We start from the raw sequence: 16,648 nt of genomic DNA, 5'->3' as shown, positions 1-16,648 counted from the left end.
TCCCCACCGCCGTCATCCCGGGCGAGGACCCGGGACCCAGTAACCGGCAGCGTCGGCATTTCGGCCGCTGCCGGGGTGACCGGGTGGTGGGTGGAGCAAACGTTATGACCGCCCTCGACACCCCCGCCCCCCTCCGCCGCAAGCGCACCGACGAAATCGTCGATGCGATCAAAAAGACCATCATCGAGCATGGGCTGCAGCCGGGCGACCGCCTGCCCCAGGAGCGCGAACTGATGGAGCAGTACGCGGCGTCCAAGGGGACGATCCGCGAAGCGCTCAAATCGCTCGAAGTGCAGGGGCTGATCCGCACCCGCACCGGACCGGGCGGCGGGGCGTTTATCGACACCATGTCGGAAAACCGGGCGATGAGCCTGCTGTCGAACTATCTGTTCGCCAAGACGGTCACCATCGGCGACATCTACGCGCTGCGCAAGGTGCTCGAACCCTTGGTCGCGGTCAGCGCCATGGTCAATATGGACGCCAGGGCCTATGCCCGGCTCGACGCGATCATCGCGATTTACGATCACGAACCCGCCGACGCGCAGGAGCGCTGGGACCAGCGCATGGCCGAACTCGATTTCCACGCCGTGGTTGCCGAATATGCCGACAATGCGCTCCTGGCCTTTGCCTGCCGCTTCCTGCAACGGCTTTTGAAGGACCTTGCCGTGGCGCGCGATATCTATGTCCAGCCCAAGCCCGTGCTGCGCGCCGAGGGGATCGAATACCAGCGCAAGATGATCGCCGCCATGCAGGCGGGCGATGCCGATGGCGTTCACAAGATCATGTCGGATCATATGGCCTATGCCGAACGTTCCATGCTCGACCTGCAGGCCGAACTGACAGGCGACTTCCTTCACGACCCCGTGGCCCGCGGGCGCATCGGGAAACGCAAAAAGAGCAGTAAATGATCGACACCGGATACCTCCAGCGCTGTCTGGAGGACCTCGTCAACACCCCCTCGCCGGTCGGCATGACCGAACGCGCGGCGGTCAAGGTCGCGGCCTGGCTCGAGACCATGGGTTATCGGGTCAGCTACACCCGCCGCGGGGTCTTGAGCGTCACCATCGGTGAAGGCGAACCCAAACGAGCCCTCGCCGCCCATATCGATACGCTCGGGGCCATGGTCACCGGCTTTCATCCCAATGGGCGCCCGAAACTTCGCAACACCGGGACATGGGCGGCGCGGTTTGCCGAAGGGGCGCGCTGCACGATCTTTACCGATACGGGAGAATTGCGCGGCACGATTCTGCCACTCAAGGCATCGGGTCATCTGTTCAACACCGAGGTCGATACCCAACCGGCCGATTGGGACAATCTGGAAGTGCGGATCGACGCATTTTCGGAGGGTGACGGAATATTTCCGCAAAGTTCGACAATGTCGGGTCACCGAAAGGACAAGTCCATACCTTTTGGCGTCAATGTTGGCGATGTTGTCGCCATCGATGCGCAGCCCGAATTCCTCGAAAACGGCTTCATCGTCTCGCGCCATCTCGACGACAAGGCGGGCGTTGCGTGCCTTCTGGCGGCGCTCAAACACTTCTCCGATGAGGCCATTTCACCTTCCGTTCCGGCCCAGGTGATGTTCACGATTTCCGAGGAAGTGGGGATCGGGGGAACGCACGGATTTGGTGAGCAGGTTCAAGAGCTTGTGGCCGTCGACAACGGCGTCACCGGACCCGGGCAGACCACACATGACGCCGCCGCAACCATCGCTTTCCGCGACCGCACCGGCCCCTTCGACCTTCCCATCACGCGGCATCTTCTCGCGCTGGCACAGGCCAATAACATCGCCCATGTGCGCGACACGTTCCGCTCCTACCGCTCCGACAGCGCCGCCGCCATCGACGCGGGCTGGGATCTGAGGGTCGGGTTGATCTGCTTTTCGCTCGACGCCTCGCACGGCTGGGAGCGCACGCATATCAAGTCACTGGAAGAACTGACAAAATTGATCATCGCCTATATCGGCAGCGAGCTGGTTCCGCTGCCCGTCTGAGCGGAACCGGCGCGGTTTATCCCCGTTATCGCTCTATCTGTCATAATGGGTTGGTAAGCGGTGACCACGCGCGCTGAAACGAAAAAACGGCAGGGCCGGCTTCCGCTGGGCCTGTTGCGCGGCGCCGGTGGGGCGCTGATTTTTGCGCTGCCCATGCTCATGACCATGGAAATGTGGCAGCTTGGCATGACGCTCGATCGCTGGCGCCTGCTGGTTCTGCTCGTCGCCGGGTTTCCGTTCCTGCTTTTGCTTTCGCGCGAAATCGGGTTCGAAAGTACCCGCGACTGGCATGAGGATGTGCGCGACGTCACGATCGCCTACGGCCTCGGTATCGTCACCAGCGCGGCCATCATGGCGGTTCTGGCCATACTCGGAAATCCGGGCAGTTTCAGCGAAACAGCGGGGAAGATCGCGATCCAGACCTTTCCCGCCGCCCTGGGCGCCATGCTGGCACGCGGGCAATTCGGGGGCGATTCCGAACCATCGGAAAAGGAAGAGACCTTCGGGGGCGAGATGCTGATCATGGCGGCAGGCGCCCTGTTTCTCTCGCTCAACGTGGCACCGACCGAGGAAATGCAGCTCATTTCCTTCCGCATGACCCCCTGGCATGCGCTGGCACTCATCCCCCTGTCCCTGGCCATCATGCACGCCTTCGTCTTTGCCGCCTCGTTTGCGGGCGGGAGCGAGATATCGCCCGAAACGCCTTGGTGGAGCGCGTTCCTGCGCTTCACGGTTTCGGGATATGTGGTGGCACTTCTGGTGAGCCTGGCGAGCCTGTGGCTGCTCGGCCAACTGGACGGCATGGCATTCGAGCGGGCGCTGCGGGTCGCTGTCGTTCTCGGCTTTCCCGCAGCCATCGGCGCCGCAGCGGCCCGGCTGATCCTTTAGGAAACCGAGATGACGTCTGGCGCGAAAAAAACAGGAAAGAGCGGCGAGCGCATCGAATGGATCGTGGCTGCCGCAAGCGCGGTGCTTGTTCTGGCGCTGGCGGGCTTCATCGCGTTCGAGGCGATGACCCGGACCGGCAGCGAACCGCAGATCGCTCTTGCCCTTGAGGACACTCTGGCCATTGCGGACGGCCACGCAGCCAGGGTCACCATCCGCAATGGGGGCCACGTCACAATTTCGGACGTGGTGATCGAAGGCGCCCTGGTGCTCAACGAAGGCGGGACCGAGAGGGCTTCGGTCACCCTCGACTATCTGCCTGCCGAAAGCGAAACCGAAATCGGGCTTGGGTTTTCGCAAGAGATCGATCCGGAGCGGCTGGCGCTCCGGATCGTTGGCTTCACCTATCCTTAGCGCAGATCGCCCGGCAGCAGGTTGTCGGGGATATTCTGATAGGAGACGGGGCGCAGGAAGCGGCGGATGGAGAGGGTGCCGACCGAGGTGTGCCCGAAGTTGGTGGAGGCCGGGTACGGGCCGCCATGCACCATGGCATCGACGACCTCGACCCCGGTCGGGAACCCGTTGGCCAGAACCCGGCCCGCCTTGCGCTCGAGAATGGGCATCAGCGAACGGCCCAGTTCGGTGTCGCCGGCGTCCATGTGCAGCGTGCAGGTCAATTGCCCCTGCAGCGAGCGGGCGATGGCGCGCATCTGGTCTTCGTCCCTGACGGTAACGACCAGACCGAGCGGGCCGAACACCTCTTCGCCGAGGTCGTGGTTGGCGAGCCAGGTGTCGCCATCGGTCTCGAACAGATAGGGCGTGGCGTTGCGCAGGTCGCAGGTCGAGGTCAGAAGCTCCTGCACACCCTGTGAGGCGGCGATCCTGTCTCTTCCATCGCGATAGGCCTTGGCGATGCCGTCGGTGAGCATGGTCTGGGGACCGGTTTCCGACAGCGCCGATTTGGCACTCTCGATAAAGCTCCTTGCGCTCTCGCCTTCGATCACCACGGCAATGCCGGGATTGGTGCAGAACTGGCCGGCGCCCATCGACAGCGATGCGGCCCAGCCCCTGCCCATCTCGCCGGCCCGGGCGTTAAGCGCCTCGGGCAGAACGAACATGGGATTGACCGACCCGAGCTCGCCAAAGAACGGGATGGGTTCGGGACGCGCCGCGCACAAATCGTAAAGCGCCCTGCCGCCGCCGAGCGAGCCGGTAAAGCCGACGGCCTTGATGTCGGGGTGCTGGACCAGCGCCTGGCCGACCGAACGGTCGCCGCCCTGGACCAGCGAAAACACGCCCGGATGCAGGCCGAGTGCCTTGCGCGCCGCGTCGATGGCCTGGGCGACGATCTCGCCGGTGCCCGGATGGGCGCCATGGCCCTTGACGACGACCGGGCAGCCGGCGGCCAGCGCCGCTGCGGTATCGCCCCCGGCGGTGGAAAAGGCGAGCGGGAAGTTGGATGCGCCGAACACGGCAACCGGGCCGATGGGGCGCTGGACCATCTTGATGTCGGGGCGCGGGGCGGGCTTTCTGTCGGGCAGCGCCGCGTCGTGGCGGCGGTCGAGATAATCGCCCTTTTCGATGTGTTCGGCAAAGAGGCGCAACTGGCCGGTCGTGCGGCCGCGTTCGCCCTCGAGGCGGGCGGCGGGCAGCCCGGTTTCCTGGGTGCCGATCTCGGTGATATCGGCGCCGCGCGCCTCGATCTCCTCGGCGATCAGGTTCAGAAACGCCGCGCGCTCCTGCCGGGAGGAATAGCCATAGGACCAGAACGCCTCTTCGGCCGCCTTTGCGGCCCGATCGACAAGCTCGGGCGTGCCCATGGCGAAGTCATGGCTGGGACCCGATGCCGGCTCGGACGCAAACGTCCCCGCGCCGGAAACCCATTCGCCCGCGATCAGATGCTTGCCGGTGGGGTCAAAACTCATGGGAAAATCTCCGAAAATGGGGGTGGGTGGACCGCTAGACGCATTAAGTATGACTTATTGTCCACAGGGTTGCTTTACAACCCCGCAAATTGCCCAGAGACATAAGTTTTCCGCTTAAATGCGGCCAGCAGTCCATTCAACGATCTGGCGCAGAAGGGCATCGAGGGCGCTGTTAAGTGCAGCCACCACGTTGGACTGATCCAAGGAGGGGGACGGCACGTCGGCCCTGAAGGTCTGGCTGGCGATCACCGTGCGGCTGCGATCGCTGACGAGTTGGATTGCCAGTGCGACGCGGGCCATTGCATCGCCAGCAGTCGTATCGAGCTCGAAGGCGCGGATATCGGTCGAAAGGATCACATCGAGCGCGATGGGATCGGTCGGCCGGCCGATATTGGTGACCCCCGCATCGCGGAACGATTGCAGCATGCGGGTCTGGACCAGCAGCGGGAGCGTGTCGGACCATTGGGAGTCGCTGAGATAACTCAGCACGCCCCCCGGCTGACGCACAACGATGCGCTGGGTGTCGTAGGTGGAAATGGTCGCAGGTTCGCGCACCACGATGGTGCGGTTGCTCCGGCGGGGGACGGGTCCGGGCGCGCCAGGCGTCAGATCGTATGTGACTGGCGCGACCGCGCCCAGACCAAGGCAGCCTGCAAGGGTCGAAGTGAGCCCAACGGCTGACATCGAGAGAAAGGCGCGGCGGCCGATTTTTGCACTCATCTGGCTCGTCCCTAGCTTAAACTTTATCGCGTTCCGGTACGTCGTTAAGGCGTGAAATCGCGCACGGTTTCGCCTCCGAACACAAGCGACTGCGGATTGCGCTCGATTTGTTGCATAACGCGGTTGAACAGCTCAAGGCTCCGTACGGCCTCATTTGCAAGCGTGGTATAGGCACCAAGGCCGTTATTGGTGAAATTGGTGAGCCCCGTCGAAAGGGCCAGAGTGCGCTCGTCGAGCGCGTTGGCAAGGCTTTCGATGGAATTGGCCGCCGTTGCAATATCTGCGATCACCCGCTGGCCCTCGGGAGAGGACGCGACTTCGTTGAGCGTTTCGGACAATTGCCGGATCGAGGTCGCCGCCGCGCTGAAATCGGCAAAGAGCGACTGCCCGTCGTCGGAGGCCACCATCCCATCCACACGATCGATGAGCTGGCGCAACGCGGTGGCAGTGGCGCCGAACTCCTCGAACAGCATACGACCGTCGTCAGTGGTTATCATGCCATCGATACGGGCGATGATGGTATCGGCGCGTTCGGTGGCATTGCCAAGCGTTTCAGTGAAGGTGCGCGTGTTGGTGAGGATTTCATCGACATTGACGGCGTTGTTGCCCAGCGCTGTCGAGAAGGCGTCGATATTGTCCATGGCCCGGGCAATAACGTCGGGATCGACGGCGGCCGAGGCACGGTCGATCAGGTTCAGCGTGCCCTGGAGGCCGTCCGAGACGCCCGAAAGATTGGTGGCCAGGGCGCGGGCATCATCAAAAAAGCCCTGGATATTGTCTGTGTTGTTGGCCAGCGTCTGTGCGAAGGCGCCGATATCGGACACCGTCGAGCGAACATCTTCGGGCGGAATGGCGGCCACGATCTCACGGACCTGAACAGTCAGGTCGCGCAACTCATCGGCGAGCGGACCGATGCGCTCGCTGGTCGCCGTCATCGACGACAAAAAGCCGTCGATGCCATCGGAATTGGACGCCAGAGCCGCCGAGAATGACTCGGCGTTGGCAATGGTCCGCGAGAGGTTTTCGCGGTTGTCGGAAACCAGAAGCTCCAATTCGGCGAGCGTGGAGGTTGCGCTCTCGAGCGCTTCGCCGACATTGGAAACCACGGCGTCGAAATCGGACCCGTCGCCGGCGCCGGCCACAAGGTTGGCAAGCCCGCTCGAGAGCTCGTCGATGCTCGCAAGGGTCGAAGCAAGCCGCTCTTCGTTGGCGGCAAAGAAGCTGTCGATGCGCTCGAAAGTGGATTCTGCGTTGGCGATGATGTCGCGTGCGCCTTCCATTATCAACTGGAAGTCGGATGCCTCGCCGCGCATGACTGCAATCGCCTGACCCGGTTGCGGCTCGAGGCGCCCCGCTTCGAGCGTTCCGCCGAGAAGCTGGATATTGGCAAAGCCGGTCAACCCCTGAACTTCGAGCACGGCCCGGGTGTCGTTCATTACCGGCGCATCGGCTTGGACCCCGATGCGGGCAAGAACCTGATTGGGGTCGTCTGGATTGATGGAAACCGCCTCGACGGTGCCGACGGGAAGGCCGTTGAACAGCACGTTTGTGCCAGGGGTCAAACCGGTCACGGCACCATCGAAGACGATGCGATAGACGGCGCGTTCGCTTACTTCGTCGGCAACCGAGAACCAATAGACAAAACCCATGAACCCGGCAACCATCAGGGTCACGAAGGCGCCGACGATGGCATAGTTGGCCTTATTTTCCATCGTTTAACTTTGGCTCCAAATGGTGCTCGGCGCGCGGGCCGTGGAAGTAATCGACAAGCCAGGGGTCATCGGAGGCCTGCAACTCGGCCAGTGTGCCGACCTGCAACAATCTGCCCTGCCCCAGCGCCGCGATACGGTCGCAGACCGTGACGAGGCTGTCGAGGTCGTGGGTCACCATATAGACGGTAAGCCCCAGAGCGGTCTTGAGGTTCAACACAAGTTCATCGAAGCGGGCCGCGCCGATGGGGTCGAGCCCGGCGGTCGGCTCGTCGAGGAATATGATGTCGGGATCGAGGGCCAGCGCACGCGCCAGTGCGGCGCGCTTGATCATCCCGCCGGAGAGTTCGGCCGGGTAGAGATTTTCCGAATCCGGGCTGAGGCCGACGAGGTCGATCTTGAAGCGGGCGATTTCGCGGCGCAGCTTTCTGGGAATGTCGAAATGTTCGCGCATCGGGAATTCGACGTTTTCGAGCACGGTCAGCGAGGAAAACAGGGCGCCCTGCTGGAAGAGGACACCCCAGCGGCGTTCGATGGCGACACGCTGGCTATAGGACAGGCTCGCATAATCCTCGCCAAACACATCGATTGTGCCGCCACGTTTGGGCAGCAGGCCAATCAGGGCGCGCAGGGTCACGGATTTGCCCGATCCCGATGGACCGATGACGCCGAGCACTTCGCCCTTGCGGACGTCGAGGCTGAAGCCATCGATGACGTTCTTGTCGCCGAAGCCCACGACAAGATCGCGTATTGAGATAATGGGATCGGGGGTTGTCGCATCGACCATGGGCTAGATTCCGATGGCCGCAAAAAACATGGCGAACAGGCCATCGGCAACGATGACCAAAAAGATCGAACGCACCACCGAGGCCGTCGTGTGCCGGCCAAGCGATTCGGCACTGCCCTGGACCTTGAACCCCTCGTTGGTGGCAACCAGGCCAATGATGACGGCCATGAACGGGGCCTTGACCATACCCACCAGAAGCGTCTGCATGTTGAGAGCGCCCTGCAACCGGTCGAGAAAGATATCGAACGGGATGCCGCCATAGACCAGCGCGACGATGGCGGCGCCCACGAGGCCCGAGAGAGCGCCGATGAACGCCAGGAACGGCAGACCGATCAGCAGGGCGATCATGCGCGGAAGGATCAGCACCTGATAGGGATCAACGCCCATGACCTTGAGTGCATCGAGTTCCTCGCGCATGCGCATGGACCCCAGTTCGGCCGTGATGGCCGAGCCCGACCGACCGGCGATCATGATGGCGGCGAGCAGCAACCCGACCTCGCGCAGCATCAGGATCGCGGCAAGATCGACGACATAGATCGCGACGCCGAAATTGTTGAGCTGGAGAATGGATTGCTGGGTGATGATGGCGCCGACCACGACCGAAATCAGCATGACGATGGGGACGGCACGAAAGGCAATCAGATCGAGCTGGTTGACCACGGCGGCAAAGCGGAACGGCGCCCGGAACGCCAGCGTTGCCCCGGCGGCGGCCATCGCCCGGCCCAGAACGGCATGAATGGTGACCACATCGCCCAGTGCGTCGGTGGTCATATGCCCCAATCGGTCGAATGGACGCAGGAGCCAGGGAACCGTGTCCTTGGCCACAGGGGCGTGCGGCTCGATGGCATTGACGTGGTCGAGAAGCGCTTCCTGCGCCTCGGTGGCGCCGGTGATCGCGGTTTGAACCCCCTGCCCCATTTCGTTGCGGCGACGCGCTAAAAGGAAGGCTCCGACCGTATCGAGGGCGGTCACGCCGGTCAGGTCGAAATCAAGCCGGGACAGAACGGACTGAGCGGCAAAGGCGCTATCGATCGCCGCCTGTATCTGCCGGGTCCATTGCGTGGTCCACGCCCCGGACAGGCGCGCAACGAGAACACCGTCAGCGCCGGATATCTCGATCCTGGGCTCATTGCGCTGGGTCATGAAGGCTGGGGTTGTACTCCCGTGCTGGCCGAATCCGGCGGCCCTGCCGCTGTTCATGTTTTCTTAACATGAGCAAGCACGGTTGTCCTGACCACGGTGGCACGGTGAGGCGCCCGCGCGAAAGTTCACCGGCAGGTGATGCATTTGTGCAAGCGTGGCGGCACGATGAGGTGATGGCGGAGAGGAAGGGATTCGAACCCTCGAGACAGTTACCCGCCTACGCCCTTAGCAGGGGCGCGCCTTCGACCACTCGGCCACCTCTCCGAGGCGGGTGGTAGCCCGGAATGTCGCGGAAGTGCAAGGGGTTTTTGTCGCGGAATGGGAAAATGCGTGGGTAACCCGCTATTGCCGGGGGAACCGGGGCGCAGGCACAGCCGTTCTGTTGGCAGCGAACAAAAAAGGAGAAAACAAAATGAATCGCGATCAGATGGAAGGCAACTGGAAACAGTTCACCGGCAAGGCCAAGGAGCAGTGGGGCAAGCTCACGGATGACGATCTCGATGTCATCAATGGCAAGCGCGAACAGCTCGAAGGCAAGATCCAGGAGCGCTATGGCAAGTCGAAAGACGCGGCCAAGAAAGAAGTCGATACCTGGTTCGACCGCAACGGCTGGTGAGCGCCCAATTGCGCTGACCGAAAAAGGCGGCACCTCATGGGTGCCGCCTTTCTTTTTTTATTTAGCGCGTTGATTAAACAGCACTTTCTGTGCTTCCTTGTCGTCGGCGAGGTTCATCTGCTGATCCTCGGGGAGCTTGACGGCAAGGCCACGTTCGACGGCGGGGCGCGCCTTGAGGCGCTCTTGCCAGGCCGCGACGTTGGGGAATTCACCCAGGTCCATCCCCTGTTTTTCCCAGCCCAGCGACCAGCTCAGCGTCGCCATGTCGGCGATGGAATAATCGCCGGCCATGTAGTCCTGGCCCTCGAGCTGCTTGTTGAGGACACCATAGAGACGGTGCGTTTCGTTTACGTAGCGATCGATCGCATATTGAATTTTTTCAGGCGCATATTGCTTGAAATGATGGTTCTGACCGAGCATCGGGCCGAAACCACCCATCTGCCAGAACAACCATTCGTCCACTTCTACCCTGGCGCGCGGGTCGCGGGGATAAAACCGATCGAATTTTTCAGCCAGATATTTGAGGATCGCGCCGGATTCGAACACCGAAATGGGCGCACCGCCGGGACCTTCGGGGTCGACGATGGCGGGAATCTTGTTGTTGGGAGAGACTGCGAGAAACTCGGGCTTGAACTGGTCGCCCTTGCCGATGTGGATGGGGTGAACCGTATAGGGGACGCCCAATTCCTCAAGCATTATCGAGACCTTATGCCCGTTGGGCGTGGGGAAATAATAGAGATCGATGGGTTTGGTCTGCTCGGTCATGGGGACTCCAATGTGCTGATTTTCAGGTGTTGGATGGCACATCATCGTAATTTGCCGATGAATGCAAGGCCCGGCAAAGAAAAACCGGGGCGCTGGGGGCGCCCCGGTCTGCTTCAGGCCCGGGCCAGGACCATGTGCGGCTGGCCGTCGCTGGTGCGCGAGGGCGAGATGCCGTCGCGATTGACTGTCGCATCGACGCGGTGCCGGAAGGCGGAAAAGCTATCGAAAGCAACGACATCGACCGGCTCGTCGAACTGGATGGTCAGGCGGAACATCTCCCCTGCCCCCAGCGCCTTGACGCCGATAATGGTGCCGGTGAAGGGCTGCTTGAGATAGGTGCCGGAGACCTGCTGGCTGACGGCATAGGCCGGGCCGCGGGTGACGGGAAGCACGCCGGAGGCGGTGTTCCAATCCCGGAATCCATGAAATCTCGCAACCATTTCAAGGGCTTGCGATTGGGTTATCGATCGACCGGCGTCGAGCTGGGCGGCACGATACTGGCGCGCCTCGGTCTTGAGTTCGGTCGTGGTCAGATGGGATGCAGGTTTGCGCATCGTCAAAGTCTCCACGGCGGAATTTTCGTCTTGGGAGCCCGCATTGCCAAGCACCGCCAATGGGTTAGGACGATGTTTGCTGGTTCGCGCGGCCCGGAAAAACCGGGTTGGCGTGGAAGACTTCACCGTAGAGCATGTGCCCTTGCGGACGGCAGGCGCTTCAACCGAATGCTCAGATAGGCACGCCGCGACGCTTTGTCAACATGGGCAACAATGGCGCTAAAAGCTATGGACTTGAGCGTTCGGTGACCGCAAATTGGCGAACATTGCGGGTATGTGGGAATCCCAAAATTGACATATGTGTTGCTGTTCGCCGCCGGGCTCCTCGGCGGGATGATAAATTCGCTCGCCGGTGGCGGCTCTTTCGTGATTTTTCCGGCGCTTTTGTTCGCCGGGGTGCCTCCGGTGCTCGCCAATGCGTCGAACACCTATGCGTGCCTGCCCGGCTATGTGACCGGGACGATCGGCTACTGGAAGCATATCGCGCCGCACAAGGGGCGGCTGGCTCTCTATAGCATACTGGGGCTGGCGGGGGGATTTCTGGGCGCCGAGGCGCTGATGCGGATTTCGGATGAAGCGTTCGCCATCATCATTCCCTGGCTGATGGCGTTCGCGGTGGCGATCTATATTTTCGGGCAGCGGATCAATCGGTTCTTTGCGGCGCGCTCGACCGGCTCGCGGCATGCGGTGCGGGCCGGCGCCATCGGGCTGTCGGTGCTGCTGCTGGCGATCAGCTTTTATGGCGGGTTCTTCAACGCGGGGCTGGGCATCGTGCTGCTGGCGTGGCTGGCGCTGGCCGGGTTCGATGACGTTCATGCGATGAACGGGCTGAAACTCTTGATCTCGGCCGTGGTGTCGGTGGTGGCGGTGCTGCGGTTCGCGGCGACCGGGTCGATCGCGTGGGTTGAGGGCAGCGTGGCGCTGGCCGGGGCAATGGTGGGCGGGTTCGCGGCGGCGTATTTCTCGCACCTGGTGCCGGCGAAGATGATCCGGGGGTTTGTGATTGTGTATGGGGTGGGGCTGACGGTGTATTTTTTCTGGGGGGTTTATGGGTAGGGGGTGGGGCAGTGCATTGATGCTGTCGCTCATGTGCGGGCACCATGTTAGATTATCCCGATGCGTAGTACGGCCAGATGTCCATCACTAGGAGTAACGGCATGGAGAACAACTTGGCTCGACTACAGAAGCAGTTGGCCGGTGACGGTCCTGCCGAAAAGCAAGTGCTGCTCCTGAAGCTGCTGCACGAGTTCGAGACTGCGCCGCATTTTGGCGAAAGGTATCTGGCCGACGCTGACTCGGCACCGCAAAAATGGATTGCACGAATAGGTGCGCTATTGGCTCGCGCGGGTCTTCAGCATAAGATCGCATTTGCAAGCACGCGCCATACATCAGTTCAGTTTTGGTCAGGGATTAGAGAACCGTTCCGCCAATTGCTTTTGGCAGCGGCCGAGGAAATCAAGTTGGAGCTCGAACTGGACGGCCATGAGGACATAGGGCAAGTTTATGGCTCGCAGCGGCAGTATGACTTCTTGCGTGATCTGAAAGAAATCATCCTGGGTGCGCAAAATGAAGTGTTTGTCGTTGATCCGTATTTTGACGGCCAATCCTTCGAGACTTACCTCGGGCCGCTAGGCGACAGTTGTTCGATCAGATTGCTTTGCAGAAAATATTCGAGCGATGTCGCTGGTCATGTTGCGGCGTTCAAGGCTCAACATGGAGTTAATCTCGAGTTGCGAAAAAGCGGCGACCTTCATGATCGACTTGTAATCATCGACCGTTCGGATTGTTGGCTTGTGGGTGGTTCGATCAAAGATGCCGGAACCAAGCCTACGTACTTGGTTCCGCTACAGCCGAGCATCTCACCCACAAAGGTTTGTATTTATGAGGACCTCTGGCAGCAAGCAACGCCAATCTGAGTAGCCTTCAAAGAGGCCTGCGCCTAAAAAGGGCTCGCAGTACAAACGTGGTTTCCTCTCACCTCAGCCCCGGCTCAAGTTCGGACGACGAGCGCGGTTTACCGCTGATGGATCCCGGGTCAAGCCCGGGATGACGATTGGGGGTGGGCGCGTTGTGTTCACTACCGGGAATAGTGGGCGAGAGAATTTTGCGGTGCTGGTTTGGCCCCACATCTTCGGCGCTCGTGGCCACGTAGCGGATCCCCGGGTCAAGCCCGAGGATGACGCGGGGGAGAGTGAGGTGCCCGGGGCCTCTCGCCCGCCGCTACTCCGCCTGCGGCGTTACGAGCATTTCATCGAGCACTTGCGCCGCGCACTGGTTGGTGAGGTCGGAGAGGGCGATGTCCTGTTCGGGGGTGCGCTGGGGGGATTCGAGCATGGGCCAGAGGTTATCGGCTTCGATGCTGTCTAGCGTGCAGGCGCAGTAGGCCGTGCAGTAGGCGGCGTCGGGGGCGGTTTGGATGCAGCTCGATTGGCAGCTTGCGAGGAAGTTTTCGGCGCGGCGGGTTTCGCTGATGCCGGTCAATGAGGCAAGGCCCATCAGGATGCCGATGAGGATGGGCTGGTGCAGGACGTAGATGACGAGGCTCCAGCGGCCCAGTTTTGCCAGGGCGCGGGCGGGCGCTGAGGTGCCCTTGTATCGGGCGATCCGGGTGGCGACGCTGGAGACTTCGGCGGGATCGGCGTCCGGCTGGGCGGGCGCACCGGAGAGGTCAGTCGGATTTGCGGGCCGCACGCGGGTGGCCAGCGCCCAGCGGGCGGCGGCGATGCCCAGGAGCGTAACGCCGAACCAGGGGAAGATGGGGACCAGATCTTCCGTGGGCGGGGGCGCGTCCCAGAGACCGATCCAGGACCAGAGCTTTTCGCCGAACAGCGGGCTCTGGACGAAGAATTGCAGGCCGATGAGGACAGTGGCCAGTGCGAGGATCAGGACCAGCGGCGCTGAGAGGAAGGCCAGGCCCAAAAGGGAAAACAGCGCTATGGCGTGCAGCACGCCGAAATAAACGAAGGTGGATGGATTGAAGGCGTAGGTGCCCGCGGAGATGAAGAGCGCGGCGCCGAGGATCATCGCGAAGCGACGCCCGAAGGGGCGCCAGCGGATGGTCTCGCCATGGCCGAGGACGAGGGATACGCCGGTCAAAAAGATGAAGGTGCCGACGATGGATTTCTGGAAGATCACCCAGGGGAGCGACTGGGTGGGGTCGAAATTGACGAACCCCAGAAAGGCCAGATCCCAAGAGAAATGGTAGATGATCATCGCCACGATGGCGACGCCCCGCGCGATATCGATGGCGGCGATGCGCGGGCGGGCGGCGGGGGCGATTGACGTCATGCGACCGACGCCCGGACCCAGACAGCGGCATCGTGGAAGGCGGCACCGCCGAAGGGTTTGACCGGATCGGAGCCGATCAGGGTGTTGATGCCCCTGCCCTTCCTGTGCGCCTTGTGGGGGTGGAGGCCCTCGGCGACGACAACGCCGGTGCGCAGCCCATCGAAGATGCGCAGGGTCAGCTCGACCGAACCGCGATGATTGCCGATGGTGACGGGGGCGCCGTCTTGGAGCGCCAACCGGGCGGCATCGTCGGGGTGCATGAGCAAGGAGGGCGTTCCTTCGCGCTTCTGGCTGCCGGGCGTTTCGCCGAAGGTGGAATTGAGGAAGGTGCGGGCCGGAGACGTGGTGAGGCGGAACGGGGTGGTTTGCGAGGTCGGCTCGTTCCAGTTCACGAAATCCACCATGGCGGGCATTTCGGACGGATCGCAGACCCAATTGACGCCGCGCTTGATGCGGGTGGCTTCCCAATCGGGTTTGAAGCGGAATTTGCCGTCGGGCCAGGCAAAGCCATCGGCGTAGCGCGATTTGTCGTCGGGCAAAGCGCGATCGACAAAGCCGGAAGCCGCTTCGATTTCATCGAGATCGCCATAGCCGGAGCGCGAGAAGGTTTCGGCGACCATCTCGCGGTCGGTCTTTTCGGTGACGGCGTCGGGCGCCCCTACCCGCCTGGCGATTTCGTTGATGACGAAATGGTTGGGCATGGCCTCGCCGGGGGCGTCGACGATTTTGGGGCCGTAGAGGACGCGGGTGTGGCCGCCGCGGGTGTAATAGTCGTTGTGTTCGACGAACATGGTGGCGGGCAAAACGATATCGGCCATCTGGGCGGTTTCGGTCATGAACTGTTCGTGGACCACGGTGAACAAATCCTCGCGCTCGAACCCTTTTCGGGTGAGCGCGTGGTCGGGGGTGACGACCATGGGGTTGGTGTTCTGGATCAGGAGCGCCTTGACCGGGCCGCCGCCTTCCAGCGCTTGGGGATCGCCGGTGAGGATGGGGCCGATACGGCACATATCGAGTTCGCGCACGGCCGACTTTTTGAGGGACGCGCCGGTGATCTGGGATTTGTCGAGCCCCCAGGTGCCCGAATTGGAATGGAAGGCGCCGCCGCCGCGATATTTCCACGAGCCGAGCATTGTGGGGATCGAGAGCGCGGCGTGCATGTTGGTGGCGCCATTGCGCTGGCGGGAAAAACCATAGCCAAGGCGAAAATAGGCGCGCGGGTTTTCACCCACCAGATGGGCGAAGGCTTCGATTTCGGCGGGGGTGAGGCCGGTGATTTCGGCGGCCCATTGCGGGGTTTTGGCCGCAAGATGTGATTCAAGGGCTTCGTCGAAGTCCGTGTGGGACTTAAGAAAGTCGCGGTCGGCGAGATTGTCGCGCAGCAGGATGTGCATGACGGCGAGCGCCAGGGCGCCATCGGTGCCGGGGCGGATGAGCAGCGCCATATCGGCCTGCTCCATGGTGGCGGTGCGGTAGATATCGACGACGACGAGCTTGGCGCCGCGTTCCTTGCGGGCGCGGATGGCGTGGGTCATCACGTTGATCTGGGTGTTGACCGGATTGGTGCCCCAGATGACCACGCAATCGCTCTCGGCCATCTGCTCGGGATTGGGGCCGGTCAAAAGCCCGGTGCCGGCGATGTAGCCGGTCCAGGAAATCATTGTGCATATGGTGTCGTATTGCTCGGAATAGGACTTGGCGTTGCGCAACCGGTTTATGCCGTCGCGGTGCACGTGGCCCATGGTGCCGGCGTAATAGTAGGGCCAGATCGACTCGGCGCCGTGCTCGGCTTCGATTTCAAGGAAGCGGCGGCCGATTTCATCGAGGGCTTCATCCCATGAGATTCGCGCGAACTGGCCCGAGCCCTTGGGGCCGGTACGGCGCAGGGGATAAAGCACGCGGTCGGGATGATTGGCGCGCTCGGCGTAGCGGGCGACCTTCTCGCAGATCACACCGGCCGTATAGGGATCGTCCTTTGCGCCGCGCACGCGACCGATGGTGCCGGTGTCGAGCACTTCGACGTCCAGCGCGCAGGTCGAGGGGCAGTCGTGGGGGCAGACGGTGCGTGCGGTGCGGAGGGCGAGAGGCTTGGTCATTCAGGTCAGGTTCATTGTGGAGACGGCCATACTAGTCGGGATCGGGGCGTGTGTCAGCCGCCTGCGGCGATGTTGCAACACCTTGTTTTGCAAAGGCACTTGACCCGGAACCATCACATTCGGGCCGCATTATCGACCCGAGAGCGGGGGCTCACTCGATCATGACC

General features: G+C 62.2%; 16 protein-coding genes and 1 tRNA gene. 7 read left to right on the top strand and 10 right to left on the bottom strand.

All coding sequences use genetic code 11. The annotated features are described in order from the left end of the window. Window positions 1-104: 104 nt before the first annotated feature. The 4 genes from KKY_RS05125 to KKY_RS05110 are packed head-to-tail and all read left to right on the top strand — an operon-like array spanning window position 105 to window position 3,292. Window positions 105-908, top strand: coding sequence for a FadR/GntR family transcriptional regulator (locus tag KKY_RS05125; RefSeq protein WP_014130245.1), 804 nt, complete (start codon window positions 105-107; stop codon window positions 906-908). After that, window positions 905-1,993, top strand: coding sequence for an osmoprotectant NAGGN system M42 family peptidase (locus tag KKY_RS05120; protein WP_014130244.1), 1,089 nt, complete (start codon window positions 905-907; stop codon window positions 1,991-1,993). The genes KKY_RS05125 and KKY_RS05120 overlap by 4 nt, the downstream gene beginning before the upstream one ends. A gap of 60 nt (window positions 1,994-2,053) precedes the next feature. Then, window positions 2,054-2,881, top strand: coding sequence for a TIGR02587 family membrane protein (locus KKY_RS05115; protein WP_014130243.1), 828 nt, complete (start codon window positions 2,054-2,056; stop codon window positions 2,879-2,881). A 9-nt stretch (window positions 2,882-2,890) separates the two neighbouring features. After that, a complete protein-coding gene (locus KKY_RS05110; RefSeq protein ID WP_014130242.1) occupies window positions 2,891-3,292 on the top strand; it encodes a hypothetical protein in 402 nt (133 codons plus the stop codon). On the opposite strand, the gene KKY_RS05105 is transcribed toward KKY_RS05110, so the two are convergent. From KKY_RS05105 to KKY_RS05080, 6 genes are all read right to left on the bottom strand, one after another. Then, window positions 3,289-4,803, bottom strand: a complete 1,515-nt coding sequence (locus KKY_RS05105; protein ID WP_014130241.1) for an aldehyde dehydrogenase (NADP(+)) — start codon at window positions 4,801-4,803, stop codon at window positions 3,289-3,291. The genes KKY_RS05110 and KKY_RS05105 overlap by 4 nt on opposite strands. Before the next feature lie 114 nt (window positions 4,804-4,917). Further along, complete coding sequence (locus KKY_RS05100; protein ID WP_014130240.1) at window positions 4,918-5,523, bottom strand: ABC-type transport auxiliary lipoprotein family protein; 606 nt, start codon at window positions 5,521-5,523, stop codon at window positions 4,918-4,920. Between the two features lie 44 nt (window positions 5,524-5,567). Further along, window positions 5,568-7,235, bottom strand: a complete 1,668-nt coding sequence (locus KKY_RS19460) for an MlaD family protein (protein WP_014130239.1) — start codon at window positions 7,233-7,235, stop codon at window positions 5,568-5,570. Next, a complete protein-coding gene (locus tag KKY_RS05090) occupies window positions 7,225-8,019 on the bottom strand; it encodes an ABC transporter ATP-binding protein (RefSeq protein WP_014130238.1) in 795 nt (264 codons plus the stop codon). The genes KKY_RS19460 and KKY_RS05090 overlap by 11 nt, the downstream gene beginning before the upstream one ends. A 3-nt stretch (window positions 8,020-8,022) precedes the next feature. After that, window positions 8,023-9,162: an ABC transporter permease gene (locus tag KKY_RS05085; RefSeq protein ID WP_041528595.1), complete on the bottom strand. Its 1,140-nt coding sequence runs from the start codon at window positions 9,160-9,162 to the stop codon at window positions 8,023-8,025. A gap of 174 nt (window positions 9,163-9,336) precedes the next feature. Further along, window positions 9,337-9,426: transfer RNA gene (locus KKY_RS05080), tRNA-Ser, on the bottom strand. 148 nt (window positions 9,427-9,574) lie between these two features. Here KKY_RS05080 and KKY_RS05075 point away from each other — a divergent pair. Further along, complete coding sequence (locus tag KKY_RS05075) at window positions 9,575-9,778, top strand: CsbD family protein (protein WP_014130236.1); 204 nt, start codon at window positions 9,575-9,577, stop codon at window positions 9,776-9,778. A 57-nt stretch (window positions 9,779-9,835) separates the two neighbouring features. Here KKY_RS05075 and KKY_RS05070 read toward each other — a convergent pair whose 3' ends face one another. Both KKY_RS05070 and KKY_RS05065 read right to left on the bottom strand, forming a co-directional pair. After that, entirely contained in the window at window positions 9,836-10,543 is a 708-nt protein-coding gene (locus KKY_RS05070) for a glutathione S-transferase N-terminal domain-containing protein (protein WP_014130235.1), read from the bottom strand. Window positions 10,544-10,656: 113 nt separating this feature from the next. Beyond that, window positions 10,657-11,076, bottom strand: a complete 420-nt coding sequence (locus KKY_RS05065; protein ID WP_041529122.1) for a glyoxalase superfamily protein — start codon at window positions 11,074-11,076, stop codon at window positions 10,657-10,659. 321 nt (window positions 11,077-11,397) lie between these two features. Here KKY_RS05065 and KKY_RS05060 point away from each other — a divergent pair, with 321 nt between their 5' ends. Then, window positions 11,398-12,153, top strand: coding sequence for a sulfite exporter TauE/SafE family protein (locus KKY_RS05060; RefSeq protein WP_244404065.1), 756 nt, complete (start codon window positions 11,398-11,400; stop codon window positions 12,151-12,153). 101 nt (window positions 12,154-12,254) lie between these two features. After that, the gene (locus tag KKY_RS19455; protein WP_014130232.1) at window positions 12,255-13,013 is read left to right on the top strand and encodes a hypothetical protein; all 759 of its coding nucleotides are present in this window, start codon (window positions 12,255-12,257) and stop codon (window positions 13,011-13,013) included. Window positions 13,014-13,317: 304 nt separating this feature from the next. On the opposite strand, the gene KKY_RS05050 is transcribed toward KKY_RS19455, so the two are convergent. Next, complete coding sequence (locus tag KKY_RS05050; protein WP_014130231.1) at window positions 13,318-14,385, bottom strand: acetyltransferase domain-containing protein; 1,068 nt, start codon at window positions 14,383-14,385, stop codon at window positions 13,318-13,320. Then, window positions 14,382-16,481 carry a molybdopterin-containing oxidoreductase family protein gene (locus KKY_RS05045; RefSeq protein ID WP_014130230.1) on the bottom strand — a complete coding sequence of 700 codons (2,100 nt, stop codon included), beginning with the start codon at window positions 16,479-16,481 and terminating at the stop codon, window positions 14,382-14,384. Before KKY_RS05045 ends, KKY_RS05050 begins: the two co-directional genes overlap by 4 nt. Between the last annotated feature and the right edge of the window lie 167 nt (window positions 16,482-16,648).

Origin of the sequence: Pelagibacterium halotolerans B2, from assembly GCF_000230555.1 — a bacterium.
Lineage (GTDB): Bacteria > Pseudomonadota > Alphaproteobacteria > Rhizobiales > Devosiaceae > Pelagibacterium > Pelagibacterium halotolerans.
This window is presented reverse-complemented; position numbering and strand designations above follow the sequence as displayed.

Bases quoted from the DNA above. Each gene is read 5' to 3' on its own strand.
- KKY_RS05125 (WP_014130245.1), top strand. From the start codon at position 105: ATGACCGCCCTCGACACCCCCGCCCCCCTCCGCCGCAAGCGCACCGAC.
- KKY_RS05120 (WP_014130244.1), top strand. From the start codon at position 905: ATGATCGACACCGGATACCTCCAGCGCTGTCTGGAGGACCTCGTCAAC.
- KKY_RS05110 (WP_014130242.1), top strand. From the start codon at position 2,891: ATGACGTCTGGCGCGAAAAAAACAGGAAAGAGCGGCGAGCGCATCGAA.
- KKY_RS05105 (WP_014130241.1), bottom strand. From the start codon at position 4,803: ATGAGTTTTGACCCCACCGGCAAGCATCTGATCGCGGGCGAATGGGTT.
- KKY_RS05100 (WP_014130240.1), bottom strand. From the start codon at position 5,523: ATGAGTGCAAAAATCGGCCGCCGCGCCTTTCTCTCGATGTCAGCCGTT.
- KKY_RS19460 (WP_014130239.1), bottom strand. From the start codon at position 7,235: ATGGAAAATAAGGCCAACTATGCCATCGTCGGCGCCTTCGTGACCCTG.
- KKY_RS05090 (WP_014130238.1), bottom strand. From the start codon at position 8,019: ATGGTCGATGCGACAACCCCCGATCCCATTATCTCAATACGCGATCTT.
- KKY_RS05085 (WP_041528595.1), bottom strand. From the start codon at position 9,162: ATGACCCAGCGCAATGAGCCCAGGATCGAGATATCCGGCGCTGACGGT.
- KKY_RS05075 (WP_014130236.1), top strand. From the start codon at position 9,575: ATGAATCGCGATCAGATGGAAGGCAACTGGAAACAGTTCACCGGCAAG.
- KKY_RS05070 (WP_014130235.1), bottom strand. From the start codon at position 10,543: ATGACCGAGCAGACCAAACCCATCGATCTCTATTATTTCCCCACGCCC.
- KKY_RS19455 (WP_014130232.1), top strand. From the start codon at position 12,255: ATGGAGAACAACTTGGCTCGACTACAGAAGCAGTTGGCCGGTGACGGT.
- KKY_RS05050 (WP_014130231.1), bottom strand. From the start codon at position 14,385: ATGACGTCAATCGCCCCCGCCGCCCGCCCGCGCATCGCCGCCATCGAT.
- KKY_RS05045 (WP_014130230.1), bottom strand. From the start codon at position 16,481: ATGACCAAGCCTCTCGCCCTCCGCACCGCACGCACCGTCTGCCCCCAC.